Genomic DNA, 18275 nt, shown 5'->3' on the forward strand with positions numbered 1-18275 from the left:
TCTGACTGTGTCGAAACGGGTCGGTGCCGAAACAAATCGGCTTTCCAGTCCCTTAACCATGATGGCGGAGCACAGGATTAGGCCCTATGGTCCTCCCCACAGCCAATGGGGAGGCTCATCATGTCACGGCCAAAATCGGTACGGCGTCGTCACCGCCGCCACATCAAGCGCGGTCTGTGGATAGCGGCCATATTGATTGCCGTGATCGGTGCCGTGCTGATCGCCTTCTCGATGGCCAACCGCTCGGGCGGAGACTCGAGCGCCGATGTCGAGGCTGCGCCCTGACGGGGTTGGCTGCTCAGCTGCCGGGATCGGGTCGCGCGGCACCTTCGGTGGGGCCGGTGGTGACCATCGAGGTGGCTACGCTCGACCGGCTCTTACGGACGGCGGACTTCAGACTGCTCTGCGGGGCTGCGCCTTCGGCTCGCTGCGCGTTGCTGTCCGGCAGTGTGTCGGCGGGCAGAGGCGCGGCAGCCTGAGCTTGGGTCGTCTCGCCAGTGGGATTGTTTGACGACTGCGCAAAAGCGGGCAGGGTCAGGACGGCAGTGGCCGCACCAAGTGCGAGCATGGTCATGCGGATCATCTCAGGCTCCTTGTACAGCGGGCCCTGTGCCCGTTCTGCTGCAACGAGCGGTTTGGGATTTCGATCCCGCGCAGGATCAGGCGGCCTCGCCGAGGAGCTTCGATCGTTGCGACTGAACCATCGCCGACAGCCATTCCACGAACAGTGCCGTGCGTGGGAGGCGCCGGCTGTCCTGGTGGGTCACCAGCCAGAAGGAGCGGGTGATCGCTACCGAGGGCAGCACGCGCTGCAGCAGCGGATCGCGGTCGCCGATGAAGCAGGGCAGCACGCCTACGCCCGATCCGGCCGCCAGCATCCGATATTGTGCGTTGATCGACGAGGAGCGCAGCCGGGCTTCGATCCGGGGCGATATATCTTCGAGATAGTTGAGTTCGGGAGAGTAGAGCAGGTCGGGCACATAGCCGATCATCCGGTGCCCGCCGAGGTCGGACGTGTCGTCGATGGCGCCGTGCTGCGCGACATAGTCCCGGTTGGCGTAGAAGCGCAGGCGATAATCGGTGAGCTTCTTGGTCACCAGCGGACCGCGTTGCGGGCGGGCCAGCAGGATGGCGACATCGGCCTCGCGCCGTGAAGGATCGAGAAAGCCGCTGTTCGCGGCGAGATCGATCGTCAATTGCGGGTGGCGTTCGGCGAAGTCGCCGAGATGGTGCGCGATCAGCCAGGTGCCGAAACCCTCCGACGCGCTGATCCGCAGGCGCCCACGCAGTTCGCGTGCGCCGGTCGCGACCTCGCCCTCGGAAATCGCCTCTGCCTCGCGTTCCATCGCTTCGACACGGGCAAGCAGGCGCCGGCCGGCCTCGGTCAGCATGTGGCCCTCGCGCCCCTGCACGAACAGCGTCTGTTCGCCCAGCTCGACCTCGAGGCGTCGGATCCGGCGCCCGACGGTGGTGGCGTCGACATCGAGCTGGCGCGCGGCGGCCGACAGCAGCCCCGTTCGTGCGAGTGACAGGAAAAATTGAAGGTCGTCCCAGCGCATGGCCTGCATTTATGCAGCTCTGTGCTGCACGGCAAGGGCTTGCCTATGGGGCCGAGGAGGCAGAGAGACGGCGCCAGTTTCAGGAGAGATGATCATGGCGACCCAATTGCGTGAGGTTTCCCATTTCTTCGCCGATGGCTCGAGCAGCCCGGCGGAGCGCTACAGCGACATTTTCGATCCCAACAGCGGTGCCGTGCAGGCGCGCGTCGGGCTCGGCAGTGCGGCCGACCTCGAAAAGGCGGTTGCGCTGGCACAGGCGGCGCAGCCGGCCTGGGCCTCGACCAACCCCCAGCGCCGCGCGCGCGTCATGTTCAAGTTCAAGGAACTGATCGAGAAGAACATGGAGGAGCTGGCGCACCTCCTGTCGTCCGAACATGGCAAGGTCATCGCCGACGCCAAGGGCGACATCCAGCGCGGTCTGGAAGTCATCGAGTTCGCCTGCGGCATCCCGCATGTTCTGAAGGGTGAGTTCACCATCGGCGCCGGCCCCGGCATCGACGTCTATTCGATGCGCCAGCCGCTCGGCATCGTCGCTGGCATCACGCCGTTCAACTTCCCGGCGATGATCCCGATGTGGATGTTCGGCATTGCGATCGCGGTCGGCAACGCTTTCATCCTCAAGCCGTCCGAGCGTGACCCGTCGGTCCCGGTTCGTCTGGCCGAGCTGATGAAGGAAGCGGGCCTGCCCGACGGCATCCTGCAGGTCGTTCAGGGCGACAAGGCGATGGTCGACGCGATCCTCGATCATCCCGAGGTCAAGGCGGTCAGCTTCGTCGGTTCGTCCGACATCGCGCATTATGTCTATCAGCGCGGCGTCGCAGCCGGCAAGCGCGTCCAGGCGATGGGCGGTGCGAAGAACCATGGCATCGTCATGCCCGACGCCGATCTCGACCAGGTCGTCAACGATCTGGCCGGTGCGGCCTTCGGTTCGGCCGGCGAGCGTTGCATGGCGCTTCCGGTGGTGGTGCCCGTCGGTGACGACACCGCCGAGCGCCTGCGCGCCAAGCTGATCCCCGCGATCGAGGCGCTTCGCGTCGGCGTTTCGACCGACAAGGACGCCCATTATGGTCCGGTGGTGACCGCCGCGCACAAGGCGAAGATCGAGAGCTACATCCAGATGGGTGTCGACGAGGGCGCCGAGTTGGTCGTCGACGGCCGCGGCTTCACGCTCCAGGGCCATGAGAAGGGCTTCTTCGTCGGCCCGACGCTGTTCGACCACGTCAAGCCGAGCATGCAGAGCTATCAGGAAGAGATTTTCGGCCCGGTCCTCCAGATCGTCCGCGCCAAGAATTTCGAAGAAGCGCTGGCCCTGCCGAGCGAGCACCAATATGGCAACGGCGTCGCCATCTTCACCCGCAACGGCCATGCCGCCCGCGAGTTCGCGGCGCGCGTCAATGTCGGCATGGTCGGCATCAACGTGCCGATCCCGGTGCCGGTCGCCTATCACACCTTCGGCGGCTGGAAGCGCTCGGCGTTCGGCGACACCAACCAGCATGGCATGGAAGGCATCAAGTTCTTCACAAAGGTGAAGACCGTTACCCAGCGCTGGCCCGATGGCGGCGCCGGTGATAGCGCCTTCGTCATCCCGACCATGGGGTAAGCTAACATTCCTCCCCGAAACGGGGAGGGGAACCATGCGGAGCATGGTGGAGGGGAAGCGCGCAGAGCCGTTGCTCGCAGCCGCCCCTCTGCCGCCCTTGGCGGTTCCCCTCCCGGCGGTGGGGAGGACTGACAAGGGCCCGACATGACCGACCAGTTCGACCTGACGGAAGACCAGCGCGCCATCCAGGACATGGCGCAGAAGTTCACCGCCGACGCGATCACGCCGTTCGCCGCCGAATGGGACGAGAAGCACATCTTCCCGCGCGAGACGATCCAGGCCGCCGCCGCCCTCGGCTTCGGCGGCATCTATGTCTCCGAGGAGTCGGGCGGCATCGGCCTCGGCCGGCTCGAGGCGGCGCTGATCATGGAAGCGATGGCCTATGGCTGTCCCTCCACCTCGGCGTTCATCTCGATCCACAATATGGCTGCGTGGATGATCGACCGCTTCGGTTCGGCCGAACTGAAGGCGAGCTATCTGCCCGACCTGATCGGTTGCGAACGGATCGCGTCCTACTGTCTCACCGAACCGGGTTCCGGCTCGGACGCTGCCGCGCTGAAGACGCGCGCCGTGCTCGATGGCGATCATTATGTCGTCTCTGGCTCGAAGGCGTTCATTTCGGGCGGCGGCGAGAACGAGGTCTATGTCGTCATGGTTCGCACCGGTGCTGACGGACCCAAGGGCATTTCCTGCCTGGTGATCGACAAGGACATGCCGGGCGTCAGCTTCGGCGCGCAGGAAAAGAAGCTGGGCTGGCATTCGCAGCCGACCGCGCAGGTCAATTTCGACGGCGTGCGCGTTCCCGTGGGCAACCGCCTGGGTGCCGAGGGCGAGGGCTTCCGCATCGCGATGATGGGCCTCGACGGCGGGCGTCTCAACATCGGCGCCTGCTCGCTGGGCGGTGCGCAGCGCTCGCTCGATGAGGCGATCCGCTACACCAAGGAGCGCAAACAGTTCGGCCAGGCGATCGCCGATTTCCAGACGGTTCAGTTCACTCTGGCCGACATGGAGACCGAGCTTCAGGCGGCCCGCATGCTGCTCTACGTGGCAGCCGCCAAGGTCACCGCCAACGCACCCGACAAGACGCATTTTGCTGCGATGGCCAAGCGCTTCGCGACCGACACCGGCTCGGCCGTGGTCGATCGCGCGCTACAACTGCACGGCGGCTATGGCTATCTGCAAGACTATCCGATCGAGCGCTTCTGGCGCGACCTGCGCGTGCATCGCATCCTCGAGGGCACCAACGAGATCATGCGCCTCATCACCAGCCGGGAGCTTCTGCGCCAATGACCGAAACCGCGCCCCCGGAGGTCTTCACCTTCGTCGAAGGCCGGGCGGGCCGCATCCGCCTGAACCGTCCCAAGGCGATCCATGCGCTGACGCACGGCATCTGCACTGCGATGATCGAGGCGCTGGTCGCCTGGGCGGATGACGATGCCATCGATCTGGTGATGATCGACCATGCCGAAGGGCGAGGCTTCTGCGCGGGCGGGGACATTCGCCTGATCGCGGAGAGCGCAGCGGTCGACGGGGTCGCGGCGCGCGCCTTCTTCCATGAGGAATATCGCCTCAACCATCTGCTCTTCACCTATGCCAAACCAACGATCGCCTTCATGGATGGGATCACCATGGGCGGGGGCGTCGGCATCTCGCAGCCTTGCGCGATTCGCGTCGTCACCGACCGGACGGTCTATGCCATGCCGGAGACGGGCATCGGCCTGTTCACCGATGTCGGCGGTGGTCGCTATCTGTCGCGCATGCCGGGGCGCATGGGCCAATATGTCGGTTTGACCGGCGCCCGCCTGAACGGCGCCGAATGCCTCGCGCTGTCGCTGGGTACGCATCATGTCGCCTCCGAGGGCGTCGAGGCGCTCAAGGCAGCGATCCTCGCCAATCCGAAGGCGATCGATGCGGCGCTTCGCAGCGCGGTGACCACGGTCCCCGAGGCGCCGATCCTCGACCATCGGGCCGAGATCGACCGGCTGTTCGCTTCGGATCGCTATGAGGACATCCTCGCTGCCCTGACGGCAGACGGCTCGGACTGGGCACAGGCCACGCTCAAGACGCTGTCGGGAAAGTCGCCGCTGTCCTGCAAGGTCGTGCTGCGCCTGCTGGCCGAGGCCGCACGCATCGACGACTTCGCCGATGAGATGGCGATGGAATATGCGGTGGGCGCGCACATCATCCGCCATCCCGATTTTGTCGAAGGCGTTCGCGCCTTGATCGTTGACAAGGACAATGCGCCGCGCTGGAACCCGGCCACTGCCGAGGGCGTCACCGACGAGACCGTCGATGCCGTCTTCGCGCCGCTTCCGACGGCCGAGGCATGGTCGCCTCTGCCCCAAGCCTGAAAGGATTCCGCATGTCCTACGAAACCATCCTCGTCGAAACCCAGGGGCCGGTGACGATTATCCGCCTCAACCGGCCGGAGGCGCTCAACGCGCTGAACACCCAGGTGCTCGCCGACCTGATCGACGCCTTCGGCAAATATGATGCCGATCCCGCGCAGCGCTGCGCGATCCTGACCGGGAGCGAAAAGGCGTTCGCGGCGGGCGCCGACATCAAGCAGATGCAGCCCAAGGGCTTCTCCGAGATGTATGCGGAGAATTTCTTCGCCGGCTTCGAGCGCGTCACCGCGACCCGCAAGCCGTGGATCGCGGCGGTGTCGGGCTTCGCGCTGGGCGGCGGCTGTGAGCTGGCGATGATGGCCGACATCATGATCGCGGCCGACAACGCCAAGTTCGGCCAGCCCGAGATCAAGCTGGGCGTCGCGCCGGGCATGGGCGGGTCGCAGCGGCTGACCCGCGCCGTCGGCAAGTCCAAGGCGATGGACATGTGCCTGACCGGGCGCATGATGGACGCGGCCGAAGCCGAGCGTGGTGGCCTCGTGAGCAAGGTCGTGCCGCTGGCCGAGCTGATGGATGAGGCGCTGAAAATGGCGCAGGTGATCGCCGGCATGCCGCCGCTGGCCGCCATCGCGAACAAGGAAATGGTCAACGCCGCCTTCGAAACCGGGCTCGCCATGGGCCTGCTGTTCGAACGGCGGATCTTCAACGGTCTGTGCGCGACCGACGACAAGGCGGAAGGGATGACCGCCTTCGTCGAGAAGCGCCCGGGCAACTGGACGGGAAAATAAGCATATGGCGACGGTCGGTTTCATCGGGCTCGGCAATATGGGCGGCGGCATGGCCGCCAACCTTGCCAAGAAGGGGCATGACGTCAGGGCGTTCGACCTGTCGCAGGACGCGCTCGACCGCGCCAAGGCCGCAGGCTGCCTGCCGGTCGCTTCGGCGGCCGAGGCGGTTGCGGGTGCGGACTATGTCGTGACGATGTTGCCGGCCGGCCAGCATGTCCGTTCGGTCTACGAGAACGAGATATTCGCGGCGGTGCCTGCTTCGGCGCTGCTGATGGATTGCTCGACGATCGATGTGGGCAGCGCCCGCGCGGTCGCGGCGGCCGCCACGGCCAAGGGGCTCGCTTTTGTCGACGCGCCCGTCTCGGGCGGCATTGCTGCCGCCAATGGCGGGACGCTGACCTTCATGGTCGGCGGCAGCGCCGAGCATTTTGCGCGGGCGGAGCCGGTCCTCGCGCTGATGGGCAAGGCGGTGATCCATGCCGGCGGTCCCGGCTCGGGCCAGGCGGCGAAGATCGTCAACAACATGATCCTCGGTTCGACGATGGTCGCCACCTGCGAAGCCTTCGCGCTCGCGCAGAAGCTGGGTCTCGACCTCCAGACCTTCTTCGACATCTCGTCCAAGGCGAGTGGCCAGAGCTGGTCGATGACGAGCTATTGCCCGGTTCCGGGGGTCGGTCCGCAGACTCCGGCCGACAACAATTATGACGGCGGCTTTGCGTCGGCGCTGATGCTCAAGGACCTCAAGCTGGCGGTCGAGGCCGCCCAGAGCGTGGGTGCGAGCGTACCGATGGGAAGCAGCGCCGAGAGCCTCTATCAGGCCTTCGCCAATCTCGGCGGCGCCGGCAAGGACTTTTCGGCGATCATCAAGATGCTCGACGGCAGTTTCAAGGCCTGAGAGTTTGCCCGATCAAGGCAGGAACAAGGGCCGCGACGGGCATTTTGGCGTGGCCCTTTTTCTTTGTCCTCAGGCGTGCGCTTCGCTGAATTGCAGGCGGGCGAGGCGGGCGTAGAGGCCATCCTGCGCGCTGAGGCTGGCATGATCGCCTTCCTCGACGATGCGGCCCTGATCCATGACCAGAATCCGGTCCGCCGCGCGTACGGTGGCCAGGCGGTGTGCGATGACGATCGTCGTGCGCCCTTCCATCAGCCGGTCGAGCGCATCCTGCACCAGCTTTTCGGATTCGGCGTCGAGCGCTGAAGTTGCTTCGTCGAGGAGGAGAAGCGGAGCATCGCGCAGCAACGCGCGCGCGATGGCGAGGCGCTGCCGCTGGCCGCCCGACAGTCTCGCCCCGGCCTCGCCGAGAAAGGTGTCGAGCCCCTGCGGCAGGTCGCGCAGGAAGCCGGCCGCATTGGCGGCCTCGGCTGCAGCCCAGATCGCGGCATCGTCCGCATCCCAGCGGCCATAGCGCAGATTGTCGCGCGCCGACGCGCCGAAGATCACGGTTTCCTGCGGCACGACCGCGAGGCGCCGACGGATCTCGGCCGGATCGGCATCGGGCAGCGCCACCCCGTCGAGCCGGATCGCGCCCCCTTCGGGATCGTAGAAGCGCTGGGCGAGCTGCAATATTGTCGACTTGCCGGCTCCCGAGGGGCCGACGACGGCCACCATCTCGCCCGGCTCGACCGAGAAGCTGACATCGTCGAGCGCCTTCACCTCGGGCCGCGTCGGATAGCGGAAGACCACATGATCGAAGGCGAGGCGGCCGATCGCCGGCGCGGGCAGGGCGACAGGATGAGCAGGAGCCCTGATCTCGGGTTCGGCGGTCAGCAGTTCCGAGAGCCGGGAGGCGGCACCGGCTGCGCGGAGAATGTCGCCATAGACTTCGGCAAGCGCGCCGAAAGAGCCGGCGACGATGCCGCCGGTCATGATGAAGGCCGCGATCGAGCCGCCCGACAGGCGGCCGCTGGCGACGTCGATCGCGCCCTGCCACATGACGAGGGTGATCGATCCGAAGATCAGGCCGATGATGATGGCGGTCATCACCGAGCGGACGGTGATGCGGCGCCGGGCGGTGGCAAAGCCCTGTTCGACGACCTCGCCGAAGCGTTCGGCCTCACGCCGTTCCTGCCCGAATCCCTGGACGATCTTCATCGAACGCAGCGTTTCGGACACGGTGGCGCCGACGTCGGCGATCCGGTCCTGCGATGTCTGCGACAGGCGCCGGAGGCGGCGGCCCATGAACACGATCGGCAGGATGACCAGCGGGATGCCGAGCATCAGCAGGCCGGCGAGCTTCGGCGCCAGGGCGAAGAGGTAGAGGATTCCACCGATCGCGAGGAAGATGTTGCGCAGCGCGACCGAGATGGTGGTGCCGACCACCTGTTCGATGATGGCCGTGTCTGCGGTCAGGCGCGAGGCGATTTCGGAAGGGCGATTCTCTTCGAAATAGGCAGGCGCGAGCCGCAGGAGATTGGCCTGAACCCCGGTCCGGATGTCGGCGACGACGCGCTCGCCGAGCCAGGAGACGAAATAGAAGCGGGTCGCGGTCGCCAGCGCGAGGACCATGACGATCCCCATCAGCCCCTGGAAATAGGGCCCGACGTCGCCGCCCGAGGCGATGAATCCCTTGTCGATGACCAACCGGAAACCGCCGGGAATGGCCAGCGTGGCCGAGGCCGCGACGACCAGTGCCGTCAGCGCCGCCGCGATCCGACCGGGATAGCGGGTGGCGAAACGCCAGATCATAGCCAGTTCGCCCAGCTTGCGTTGGGACTTCGGGGGGAGCTCGTCACGTCTTGCCATGGAAGCGGCCCTAGCAAGCTGCGCTGTCTGGCTCAATCGGCCATAGGTGTCGCGGATCGTCATCGCGGCGATGCAGGATGGAAAGCTTATGGCAATCCCGCCCTGCTAAACCTAAATGATCATGACACGGGATACTGCGCTGCGGTATTGGGTTTCGGGTTGCGAGACGCTTTGTGCACGAACGCGGAGATTTGAATGCTGTATGACGCCTATGAGTTTCAGCGGACGCTGATGTCGGCCGCCAGCACATGGGCCAATATCAGCGCACAATGGCTGCAGAACCCGCTCAACCCGATGTCCTACAGCAATATGGCGCCGATGATGGCGTCGGGCCTCGATGTGTTCGCCCATGCGTCCGCGTCGCGTGGAAAGCCCGACTTCGGCTTCACCGAGGTCGAGGTCGACGGCAAGATCGTCGCGGTGACCGAGGAGATCATCCTCCGCAAGCCCTTCGGGCAGCTCAAGCGTTTCCGTCGCCGCGGCGTGACCGGGCAACCGAAGCTGTTGATCGTGGCGCCGATGTCCGGCCACTATGCCACGCTGCTGCGCGGTACGGTCGAGCGGATGCTGCCGCGCCATGACGTGTATATCACCGATTGGCGCGATGCGCGGCTCGTGCCCGTCAGCGAGGGCAGCTTCGATCTCGACGATTATGTCGACTATCTGGTCGAGTTTCTCGAGAAGCTGGGGCCCGGTACGCATATGCTGGCGGTGTGTCAGCCATCGGTGCCGGCTTATGCTGCGGTTGCCATCATGGCAGCGGACGAAAACCCGTGCCGTCCGGCGTCGCTCACGATGATGGGTGGTCCGATCGACACGCGCGAGGCGCCGACCGCCGTCAACACCGTCGCGACGCAGCGGCCGCTGGCCTGGTTCGAGCAGAATGTCATCCACACCGTGCCGGTCTACTATCCGGGTGTGGGGCGGCGGGTCTATCCGGGCTTCCTGCAGCTGACCGGCTTCATGGCGATGAATCTCGGTAACCACCTCGTCAGCCACTGGAGCATGTTCAAGCATCTCGTCGATGGAGATGAGGAAAGCGCCGACGCCACCAAGGCCTTCTACGACGAATATCGCTCGGTCTGCGACATGACCGAGGAATTCTATCTTCAGACGATCGATCAGGTCTTCCAGCGCCATCTGTTGCCCAAGGGCCAGTTCATGCATCGCGGCAAGCTGGTCGATCCGGCGGCGATCAAGGATATCGGCCTGCTCGCGATCGAGGGCGAACGCGACGATATTTCTGGGATCGGCCAGACCAAGGCGGCGTTGAGCCTTGCGACCGCGCTGCCGGACGAGAAGAAGCAGTATCTGCTTGCCGAGAAGGTCGGCCATTACGGCATCTTCAACGGCCGCCGCTGGCGCGAGAAGATCGCGCCGGTCGTCGACGCCTGGATCGCCGCGAATGCGCGATAGGCGCGGGTTGCGCTTCGGCCACTTCTGCGCGACGGTCGCTTTCATTGCGGCGGGGTTCGGGGTTTCGCCGGTCCTTTCGACGGCGATAAGCGCGGTCCCCAAGGCTGAAGCCAGAGCGGCGATCGCTACTGCCCAGGAGGCGGCCTCCCGCGAAGATTGCAAAGGCGTGCTGGCGGCGCTCGATCCGGTAGCAGCCAGCCTGACCGGAGCGGAACGCGATACCGCGTCGCGGATGCGGCTGATCTGCCTCGGCCGCGAAGGTCGCTTTCTCGAATTGAGCATCCTCCAGAAGGAACTGGCTGCGTCCAGCCCCCGCGACGGTCTGGTGATCGCTTATGGCGTCATCGTCGCGGCCGGAGAAAATCGCTTTCGCGATGCCGCCGAGCAGCTGTCCCGTCTGGCCCGTGAGGCGCCGGCTTCGTTCGATGTCCTGTCGGGCAGCGGGGTCCGTGAGATCATCCGCCAGCTCTCCGCCGATCGCTCGGCTGAAGCCAGGGCGGTGCGCGACGGGGCGGTGATTGCGCTTGCCCAAGCCAACTGGTCCCCCGCAGACATGCCCGAGCTGGGAAATGGGCTGGCCAGAGAGGCTGTGACCGCGCTCGTCAGGACGAACCGTATCGACGAGGCGGATAGGTTGCTCGACCATATCGACGATCCCGAAAGTCTGTCGTCCTTGCTGATCGACCGCAGCTATGCTGCACTCTGGCCGTCGATCGAGCGCCGGCTCGGCCCGGCCGGGAAGACGGCGGTCGATCAATATGCGCAGGAGAAGCTCGCCAATTATGGCGACATGCAGGCTTCGGACGCCGCGCTGCGCGATGCGGCCAATGCTCTGCTGCTGCTTGGTAGGGCTGCGGACGCGGTGGATCTTACCGGCCGTGCCGAGATCGCCAATGGGATGAGCGAGGAAGAGATACAGGTCGCCATGCTGCGCGCTCGCGCTCTGGCGCTCGCTGGCCGCGATGCGCAGGCCGCCGACTTCCTCTCGACGCTGCTGACGCTCGATCTGGTCAAGACACCCGAAGCAGCACCGGCCCTGATCACCTATGCCGAATATCTCGACGAGATCGGCAGGCCGGCCCAGGCCCTGGTCATCGCGCGGGCGATCCAGACCAAGGGCAAGGGCGTGCTCAACGATTTCGCCATGCGGTGGATCGATCGCAGTGAGGTTTGTGCGCTTGGTGCGCTCGGCCGGGCGGCGGAGGCGGCGCCGGCGATCGAACGTCTCAAGTCGCTCGCCTGGCAGAACCATGCGGCGGCGGTCGAGGCACTGCTGTGCGTCAAGCGCGATGCCGAGGCTGCGCAGATCGCACTGAAGGGGCTGGCTGACGATAATGTCTCAGGTGAACTGATCGTCCAGTTTCAACCGACCGGCGCGCTGTGGGCGGCTCCCAAGTCGCGGTTGCGCGATCTGTGGGCTGGTTTGCTGGCCCGTCCCGACGTCAAGGCGGCGTTCGAGAAGCGCGGGCGGATATTGCCCAAGGCCTATTGGCCCTCGCCCGAGGCCCAGCCGATACCCCGACGCCGGGTGAGCGACCCTTCCTCGCTGACATGAGCGACCTGCGGATCGCGGCGCGCCTGTCCGCACGGATCGAGACCTGGCCGGTGGCGGGGAGCTTCATCATCGCGCGCGGCGCCAAGACCCATGTCGATGTGGTGACGGTCGAGCTGGATGACGGCAGCTGCGTGGGCCGGGGCGAGGGGACCGCTATCTATTATCACGCAGAGACGCCCCAGTCTGTGCTCGACCAGGTCATGGCGATGGCTGCCCAGCTGCAAGACGGGATGACGCGGTCGGATCTGCTTCACCTCATGCCGCGCGGTGCCGCTCGCAACGCTCTGGACTGCGCGCTGTGGGACGCGCAGGCGAAGCGCAGCGGACAGCCGGCCTGGGCCTTGGCCGGTCTCGACGCGATCATTCCCCTGACCACCGCCTTCACGATATCGCTGGGCGAGCCTGCGAAGATGGAGCTGGATGCTCGGGCCGCAGCGCCGACCTACCCATTGCTCAAGCTCAAGCTGGCGGGGGAGGGCGATCTCGATCGCGTGGCGGCCGTCCGGCGCGGGGCCCCTGATGCGCGCATCATCGTCGATGCCAATGAGAGCTGGACCGGCCGCGATGTGGCGGCGGAAGCGGCGGCGCTGCTGCCGTTCGGGGTCGAACTGATCGAACAGCCGGTCAAGGCCGGTCTCGATCATCTGCTCGACGGCATCGCCTCGCCAATCCCGCTCTGCGCCGACGAAAGCTGCCAGGACAGTGCGGATATCGCGCGTTGCGTCGGGCGCTATGACGCCGTCAACATCAAGCTGGATAAGGCTGGTGGCCTCACCGAGGCGCTGCGCTTGGCCGAAGCCGCGCGTGCGGAGGGACTCGACCTCATGGTGGGGTGCATGTTGTGCACCTCGCTCGCGGTCGCGCCTGCCATGATCGTCGCGCAGCAGGCGCGCTGGGTCGACCTTGACGGCCCGCTGCTGCTCGGCGCCGACCGGGACTGCCCGATCGCTTTCGACCGCGGGATCGCGCATCCGGCGCAGCCCGTCCTCTGGGGCTGATCCGGTAGTTAAGGATCGAGCCTGCCCCAAAGGCTATGCTGACCTTGCACGCCGACGAAATGAAACCTGTTGCGTGCAGTGGCGTTGGGTGAGCGTGGGGCGACGCAATGCCGACCGACGATGTTTCCGGACAAGGAGTGAGCAATGACGCAGCAACTGGCGACGGGCGCCGCGGCGGCCGCAGAGTCTGTCGTGGCGGTCACGCTCAAGGTCAATGGGGAACAGCATGAAGTTGCGCTCGATCCCCGGACCACTTTGCTCGATCTGCTGCGCGAGCATCTGCGGCTGACGGGGACCAAGAAGGGCTGCGACCATGGCCAGTGCGGCGCTTGCACGGTGATCGTCGATGGTCGCCGGATCAACAGTTGCCTGTCGCTGGCCGTCATGCATGACGGCGACGAGGTCGTGACGATCGAAGGGCTGGGCACGCCCGAGGCGCTCCACCCGATGCAGCGGGCCTTCGTAGAGCAGGACGGCTATCAGTGCGGCTATTGCACGCCCGGCCAGATCTGCTCGGCGGTCGCGGTGCTGGACGAGATCGAGCGGGGCATACCGAGCCATGTCACTGCCGACCTGCTGGACGTCCGCCTGTCCGACGACGAACTGCGCGAGCGGATGAGCGGCAATATCTGTCGCTGCGCGGCTTATCCGAATATCATCGCAGCGATCCGTCAGGTGGCCGGGGAGACGGCGGCATGACCCCCTTCACCTATCATCGCGCCAGCGACGCGGCCGATGCGGCGCGCCTGGCCGCAGAGCATCCCGGTGCGCGTTTCGTCGCGGGCGGCACCAATTTGCTCGATCTGATGAAGGCGCGGGTCGAGAAGCCGGCGCATCTGATCGACATCAACCGCACCGGGCTCGACCGGATAGATGAAACCGATGAAGGTGGCCTGCGCATCGGCGCTCTCGTCCGCAACACCGATCTGGCGGCGCACCGGCGCGTGCGAGCGGACTATGCAGTCCTGTCGCGGGCGCTGCTGGCTGGCGCCTCCGGGCAGTTGCGCAACAAGGCGACGACGGCGGGCAATTTGCTCCAGCGGACCCGCTGTCCCTATTTCTACGACGTCAGCAAACCCTGCAACAAGCGCGAGCCCGGTTCGGGCTGCTCGGCGATCGGCGGCATGAGCCGGGGCCTGGCCGTCCTCGGGAGCAGCGATCAGTGCATCGCAACCCATCCGTCCGACATGGCGGTCGGTTTGCGCGTGCTCGATGCGCGGATCGAGACGATCAAGGCCGATGGTGCGACGCGCACGATCGGCATGGGGGACTTTCACACATTGCCGGGAGAGACGCCGCAGGTCGAGACCGTGCTCGATCCGGGCGAACTGATCACGGCGGTGATTCTGCCGCCCCCGGTTCCCGGTCGGCATATCTATCGCAAGGTGCGCGACCGGGCATCCTATGCCTTCGCGCTGGTCTCGGTCGCCGCGATCGTCAGTGAGGGTGAAAGGCGCGTCGCCGTGGGCGGGGTCGCCGCCAAGCCGTGGCGGGTCGAGGGCGCGGAAAAGGGTGGGGTCGATGCCCTCGCCGACGCGCTGACGGCGGGTGCCCGGCCGACCGAACAGAACCGCTTCAAGCTCGCCCTGCTGCGACGGACTCTCTCGGCAGTCATGACGGAGGCCTCGGCATGAGCCTGAAATTCGACACGCCTGCCGGCACCAACCCGATCGATCGCGAGCGCGTCGTGGGCCGGCCGCTCGACCGGGTCGAAGGGCCGCTCAAGGTCAGCGGCACCGCGCCTTACGCCTATGAGCGGCACGATGTCGCACCTGACGCCGCTTATGGCTGGGTGGTCGGGTCGACCATCGCCAAGGGGCGCATCCAGTCGATCGACACGCGCGAGGCCGCAGCCGCGGCCGGTGTCATCGCCGTGATCCACGCGGCCAATGCTGGACAACTGGGCCAGTCGCGCTCGCATGCGGTTCGCCTGCTCGGCGGGCCGGAGATCGAGCATTATGACCAGGCAGTGGCGCTGATCGTCGCCGAGCGGTTCGAACAGGCGCGCCATGCCGCAGCCCTGCTCAAGATCGACTATGTCGCGGAGGATGGGCGCTACGATCTTGAAGAGGCCATCCCGAATGCCAGGCAGGCGCCGCGCGGCTTCGGCGGTCCCGGCCTCACCCGCACGGGTGATTTCGAGACAGGGTTCGCGGCGGCTGCCGTGCAGCTGGACGAGCGCTACACGACGCCTGACCAGAGCCACCAGATGCTGGAGCCGCACGCATCGACGGCGCGCTGGGACGGCGATGCGCTGACCCTCTGGACCTCGAACCAGATGATCGCCGAGGCGGTCGACGACATGGCGGTCACGCTCGGCATCGCCAAGGACAAGGTCCGAGTCCTTTCACCTTATGTCGGTGGCGGGTTCGGATCGAAGCTGTGGGTCCGCGCCGATGCGGTGCTGGCCGCCATTGCAGCGCGGCATATCGGTCGCCCGGTGAAGGTCGCTCTCGCCCGCCCACAGATCGCCAACAATACCACCCACCGCCCCGCGACGGTGCAGCGCATAAGGCTGGGTGCCGATCCCGACGGACGGATCGTCGCGATCGGCCATGAAAGCTGGTCGGGCAACCAGCCCGGCGGCGGCACCGAGAGCGCGGGTATCCAGACCCGCTTGCTCTATCGCGGCGCGAACCGGCTGGTCGCGCATTATCTGACCGAACTGAACCTGCCCGAAGGCAATGCGATGCGCGCGCCGGGCGAAGCCGCCGGCATGCTCGCGCTGGAAGTCGCGATGGACGAACTGGCGGAGAAGGTTGGCCTTGATCCCGTCGAACTGCGCATCCGCAACGACGTCCAATATGATCCGGAGAAGGGACCGGAGCGTCCCTTTTCGAGCCGTCCCTTCGTCGAATGTCTGCGCGCCGGGGCCGAGCGCTTCGGCTGGGCCAATCGGCCGGATAAGCCTGCGAGCCGGCGCGAGGGCCAGTGGCTGATCGGCATGGGGATGGCCGCCGCCTTTCGCGGTAACCTCGTCACGTCCTCCAAGGCTCGCGTCGGGATCGAGAGCGGCGGCCGTGTCTGGGTCGAGACCGACATGACCGACATCGGCACCGGCAGCTACACGATCATCGCGCAGACCGCCGCCGAGATGCTGGGTGTCGACATCGCCGATGTGGACGTGCGGCTGGGCGACAGCACTTTTCCGAAGTCGGCGGGGTCTGGCGGCCAATGGGGCGCGAACAGCGCCACGGCGGGCGTCTATGCCGCCTGTCTGTCCCTCAGGCGCGAGATCGCTCAGAGGGCTGGGTTCAACGATGCCGACGTCGACTTCGTCGATGGGCATGTCCTGTCCGGGAATCGCCGCATCGCGCTAGGCGAGGCAGCCGGGCCGGAGGGCATCGCAGTGACCGACGGCATCGACTTCGGATCATTGTCGAAGCGCTACGCCCAGGCCACCTTCGGCGCCCATTTCTGCGAGGTCGGGGTCGATCTCTATACTGGCGAGATCCGCATCCGGCGTCAGGCGGGTGCCTTCGCGGCGGGGCGCATCCTCAATCCGAAATCGGCGCGTAGCCAGGTCATCGGTTCGATGACGATGGGCGCTGGGGCGGCGCTGATGGAGGAACTCGTCGTCGATCCGCGCTTCGGCTATTTCGTCACGCGCGACCTGGTCGACTATCATGTGCCGGTCCATGCCGACATCCCCGATCAGGACGTGTTCTTCCTGCCCGAACTGGACGACAAATCCTCGCCGATGAAGGCGAAGGGGGTCGGCGAACTCGGCATCTGCGGCGCTGGGGCGGCTATCGCCAACGCGGTCTACAACGCGACCGGGATCAGGCTTCGCGACTATCCGCTGACGCTCGACAAGCTGATCGACCGCCTGCCGCTGCCCTGACCGGGCGCGGCAGCGGCATCAGGCCGGAAGCGGCACCCCGTACAGGTCGTGGTCGTCGGCTTCCTCGATCTCGACCCGGACCACATCGCCCGGGAGAAGATGACCGGCGTCGCGAAGATGGACCTCACCGTCGATCTCGGGCGCATCGGCTTTCGAGCGACCAGTTGCGCCGCCTTCTTCGTCGACCAGGTCGATGATCACGTCGAGCGTGCGGCCGACCTTGGCTTCGAGCTTCGCAGCCGAGATGGCGGCGCACTTTTCCATGATGCGGGCGTAGCGCTCTTCCTTGACCGCTTCGGGAACAGCGCCCGGCAGATCGTTGGCGGTCGCGCCGGCGACCGGTTCGAAGCGGAAGGCGCCGACGCGGTCGAGCTGCGCCTCGTCGAGCCAGTCGAGCAGATATTGGAAGTCTTCCTCGGTCTCGCCGGGAAAGCCCACCACGAAGGTCGAGCGGACCGCGATGTCAGGGCAGATCGATCGCCACGCCGCCAGTCGTTCGAGCACCTTCGCGTCGTTCGCCGGCCGCTTCATTGCGCGCAGCACGCTCGGGCTGGCATGCTGGAAGGGGATGTCGAGATAGGGGAGCAGCAGCCCTTCCGCCATCAGCGGGATGACCTGATCCACATGCGGATAGGGATAGACATAGTGCAGCCGCACCCAGGCGCCCAGACGACCCAGTTCGCGGGCCAGATCGGTCATATGCGCGCGGACCTCGCCGCCGCCCTTCAGCGGGTAGCTGGCATGGCGCAGGTCCAGGCCGTAAGCGGAGGTGTCCTGGCTGATCACCAGCAATTCGCGCGTGCCCGCCGCGATCAGCTTTTCGGCCTCGCGCAGGATCGCGTCGGGACGCCGGCTGACCAGATCGCCGCGGATCGACGGGATGATGCAGAAGCTGCAGCGATGGTTGCAGCCCTCGGAGATCTTCAGATAGCTGTAATGGCGTGGGGTGAGCTTGAGCCCCGATTCCGGCACCAGATCGACATAGGGCGAAGGCGGCATCGGCGCCGCTTCATGCACTGCGCCGACGACCGACTCATATTGGTGTGCGCCCGAGATCGCGAGCACGTTGGGAAAGCGGGCGCGGATCGCATCGGCTTCATCGCCCATGCAGCCGGTGACGATCACGCGGCCATTTTCGGCAATGGCCTCGCCGATCGCCTCAAGGCTTTCCTCCTTGGCGCTGTCGAGGAAGCCGCAGGTGTTGACCAGCACGACATCGGCGCCGGCATAGTCCGGCGACAGGCCATAGCCTTCCGAGCGGAGCTTGGTGAGGATGCGCTCGCTGTCGACCAGATTCTTGGGACAGCCGAGCGAGACCATGCCGATCTTCGGCGGGGAGGGGATTTCGATTGCCATGAGTGGCGCGCACATAAGCCTTTTCAGCGCGAAAGGCGAGAGGCGGTTGACGGCTTCCCCATCGACGA

The 18275-nt window shown here is 66.1% G+C and carries 16 protein-coding genes; 12 read left to right on the forward strand and 4 right to left on the reverse strand.

All coding sequences use genetic code 11. The features are described from left to right. The first annotated feature begins 120 nt into the window (after positions 1–120). Positions 121–285, forward strand: coding sequence for a hypothetical protein (locus tag ACNI3R_RS17550; RefSeq protein WP_426185722.1), 165 nt, complete (start codon positions 121–123; stop codon positions 283–285). 13 nt (positions 286–298) lie between these two features. Here the strand turns inward: ACNI3R_RS17550 and ACNI3R_RS17555 are convergent, their stop codons facing one another. Both ACNI3R_RS17555 and ACNI3R_RS17560 read right to left on the reverse strand, forming a co-directional pair. Next, positions 299–583 (reverse strand): hypothetical protein, encoded by a 285-nt coding sequence (locus ACNI3R_RS17555; RefSeq protein ID WP_426185724.1) that lies wholly within the window; start codon positions 581–583, stop codon positions 299–301. A gap of 76 nt (positions 584–659) precedes the next feature. Then, positions 660–1568, reverse strand: a complete 909-nt coding sequence (locus ACNI3R_RS17560) for a LysR family transcriptional regulator (protein ID WP_426185726.1) — start codon at positions 1566–1568, stop codon at positions 660–662. A gap of 85 nt (positions 1569–1653) precedes the next feature. Here ACNI3R_RS17560 and ACNI3R_RS17565 point away from each other — a divergent pair, with 85 nt between their 5' ends. The 5 genes from ACNI3R_RS17565 to mmsB all read left to right on the forward strand — a co-directional run bounded on the left by ACNI3R_RS17565 (position 1654) and on the right by mmsB (position 7190). Further along, positions 1654–3159: a CoA-acylating methylmalonate-semialdehyde dehydrogenase gene (locus tag ACNI3R_RS17565; RefSeq protein ID WP_426185728.1), complete on the forward strand. Its 1506-nt coding sequence runs from the start codon at positions 1654–1656 to the stop codon at positions 3157–3159. 144 nt (positions 3160–3303) lie between these two features. Next, positions 3304–4449, forward strand: coding sequence for an acyl-CoA dehydrogenase family protein (locus ACNI3R_RS17570; protein ID WP_426185730.1), 1146 nt, complete (start codon positions 3304–3306; stop codon positions 4447–4449). Next, positions 4446–5510, forward strand: a complete 1065-nt coding sequence (locus ACNI3R_RS17575) for an enoyl-CoA hydratase/isomerase family protein (protein ID WP_426185732.1) — start codon at positions 4446–4448, stop codon at positions 5508–5510. Before ACNI3R_RS17570 ends, ACNI3R_RS17575 begins: the two co-directional genes overlap by 4 nt. Before the next feature lie 11 nt (positions 5511–5521). Next, positions 5522–6295, forward strand: coding sequence for an enoyl-CoA hydratase-related protein (locus ACNI3R_RS17580; protein WP_426185734.1), 774 nt, complete (start codon positions 5522–5524; stop codon positions 6293–6295). 4 nt (positions 6296–6299) lie between these two features. Continuing rightward, the gene (mmsB, locus tag ACNI3R_RS17585; RefSeq protein WP_426185736.1) at positions 6300–7190 is read left to right on the forward strand and encodes a 3-hydroxyisobutyrate dehydrogenase; all 891 of its coding nucleotides are present in this window, start codon (positions 6300–6302) and stop codon (positions 7188–7190) included. Positions 7191–7259: 69 nt separating this feature from the next. Here mmsB and ACNI3R_RS17590 read toward each other — a convergent pair whose 3' ends face one another. Beyond that, positions 7260–9038: an ABC transporter transmembrane domain-containing protein gene (locus ACNI3R_RS17590; RefSeq protein ID WP_426185738.1), complete on the reverse strand. Its 1779-nt coding sequence runs from the start codon at positions 9036–9038 to the stop codon at positions 7260–7262. Positions 9039–9233: 195 nt separating this feature from the next. On the opposite strand from ACNI3R_RS17590, the gene ACNI3R_RS17595 reads away from it, so the two are divergent. The 6 genes from ACNI3R_RS17595 (at position 9234) to paoC (ending at position 16851) form a co-directional block, all read left to right on the forward strand. Further along, positions 9234–10454 (forward strand): polyhydroxyalkanoate depolymerase, encoded by a 1221-nt coding sequence (locus ACNI3R_RS17595; RefSeq protein ID WP_426185740.1) that lies wholly within the window; start codon positions 9234–9236, stop codon positions 10452–10454. Then, entirely contained in the window at positions 10444–12009 is a 1566-nt protein-coding gene (locus ACNI3R_RS17600; RefSeq protein WP_426185742.1) for a tetratricopeptide repeat protein, read from the forward strand. The genes ACNI3R_RS17595 and ACNI3R_RS17600 overlap by 11 nt, the downstream gene beginning before the upstream one ends. Then, on the forward strand, positions 12006–13007 hold the full coding sequence (dgcA, locus tag ACNI3R_RS17605; protein ID WP_426185744.1) for an N-acetyl-D-Glu racemase DgcA: 1002 nt from the start codon (positions 12006–12008) through the stop codon (positions 13005–13007). The genes ACNI3R_RS17600 and dgcA overlap by 4 nt, the downstream gene beginning before the upstream one ends. 144 nt (positions 13008–13151) lie before the next feature. Continuing rightward, positions 13152–13706, forward strand: coding sequence for a 2Fe-2S iron-sulfur cluster-binding protein (locus tag ACNI3R_RS17610; protein ID WP_426185746.1), 555 nt, complete (start codon positions 13152–13154; stop codon positions 13704–13706). Next, the gene (locus ACNI3R_RS17615) at positions 13703–14641 is read left to right on the forward strand and encodes an FAD binding domain-containing protein (RefSeq protein WP_426185748.1); all 939 of its coding nucleotides are present in this window, start codon (positions 13703–13705) and stop codon (positions 14639–14641) included. Before ACNI3R_RS17610 ends, ACNI3R_RS17615 begins: the two co-directional genes overlap by 4 nt. A 2-nt stretch (positions 14642–14643) precedes the next feature. Further along, entirely contained in the window at positions 14644–16851 is a 2208-nt protein-coding gene (paoC, locus tag ACNI3R_RS17620; protein WP_426185921.1) for an aldehyde oxidoreductase molybdenum-binding subunit PaoC, read from the forward strand. An 18-nt stretch (positions 16852–16869) separates the two neighbouring features. Here paoC and rimO read toward each other — a convergent pair whose 3' ends face one another. Next, a complete protein-coding gene (rimO, locus tag ACNI3R_RS17625) occupies positions 16870–18207 on the reverse strand; it encodes a 30S ribosomal protein S12 methylthiotransferase RimO (RefSeq protein ID WP_426185750.1) in 1338 nt (445 codons plus the stop codon). Between the last annotated feature and the right edge of the window lie 68 nt (positions 18208–18275).

Origin of the sequence: Rhizorhabdus antheiae, assembly GCF_049889055.1 — a bacterium.
Taxonomy (GTDB): Bacteria; Pseudomonadota; Alphaproteobacteria; order Sphingomonadales; family Sphingomonadaceae; genus Rhizorhabdus.

What these genes read in the sequence shown, in the direction of transcription:
- ACNI3R_RS17550 (WP_426185722.1), top strand. Translation starts at nt 121, where the DNA reads ATGTCACGGCCAAAATCGGTACGGCGTCGTCACCGCCGCCACATCAAG.
- ACNI3R_RS17555 (WP_426185724.1), bottom strand. Translation starts at nt 583, where the DNA reads ATGATCCGCATGACCATGCTCGCACTTGGTGCGGCCACTGCCGTCCTG.
- ACNI3R_RS17560 (WP_426185726.1), bottom strand. Translation starts at nt 1,568, where the DNA reads ATGCAGGCCATGCGCTGGGACGACCTTCAATTTTTCCTGTCACTCGCA.
- ACNI3R_RS17565 (WP_426185728.1), top strand. Translation starts at nt 1,654, where the DNA reads ATGGCGACCCAATTGCGTGAGGTTTCCCATTTCTTCGCCGATGGCTCG.
- ACNI3R_RS17570 (WP_426185730.1), top strand. Translation starts at nt 3,304, where the DNA reads ATGACCGACCAGTTCGACCTGACGGAAGACCAGCGCGCCATCCAGGAC.
- ACNI3R_RS17575 (WP_426185732.1), top strand. Translation starts at nt 4,446, where the DNA reads ATGACCGAAACCGCGCCCCCGGAGGTCTTCACCTTCGTCGAAGGCCGG.
- ACNI3R_RS17580 (WP_426185734.1), top strand. Translation starts at nt 5,522, where the DNA reads ATGTCCTACGAAACCATCCTCGTCGAAACCCAGGGGCCGGTGACGATT.
- mmsB (WP_426185736.1), top strand. Translation starts at nt 6,300, where the DNA reads ATGGCGACGGTCGGTTTCATCGGGCTCGGCAATATGGGCGGCGGCATG.
- ACNI3R_RS17590 (WP_426185738.1), bottom strand. Translation starts at nt 9,038, where the DNA reads ATGGCAAGACGTGACGAGCTCCCCCCGAAGTCCCAACGCAAGCTGGGC.
- ACNI3R_RS17595 (WP_426185740.1), top strand. Translation starts at nt 9,234, where the DNA reads ATGCTGTATGACGCCTATGAGTTTCAGCGGACGCTGATGTCGGCCGCC.
- ACNI3R_RS17600 (WP_426185742.1), top strand. Translation starts at nt 10,444, where the DNA reads ATGCGCGATAGGCGCGGGTTGCGCTTCGGCCACTTCTGCGCGACGGTC.
- dgcA (WP_426185744.1), top strand. Translation starts at nt 12,006, where the DNA reads ATGAGCGACCTGCGGATCGCGGCGCGCCTGTCCGCACGGATCGAGACC.
- ACNI3R_RS17610 (WP_426185746.1), top strand. Translation starts at nt 13,152, where the DNA reads ATGACGCAGCAACTGGCGACGGGCGCCGCGGCGGCCGCAGAGTCTGTC.
- ACNI3R_RS17615 (WP_426185748.1), top strand. Translation starts at nt 13,703, where the DNA reads ATGACCCCCTTCACCTATCATCGCGCCAGCGACGCGGCCGATGCGGCG.
- rimO (WP_426185750.1), bottom strand. Translation starts at nt 18,207, where the DNA reads ATGGCAATCGAAATCCCCTCCCCGCCGAAGATCGGCATGGTCTCGCTC.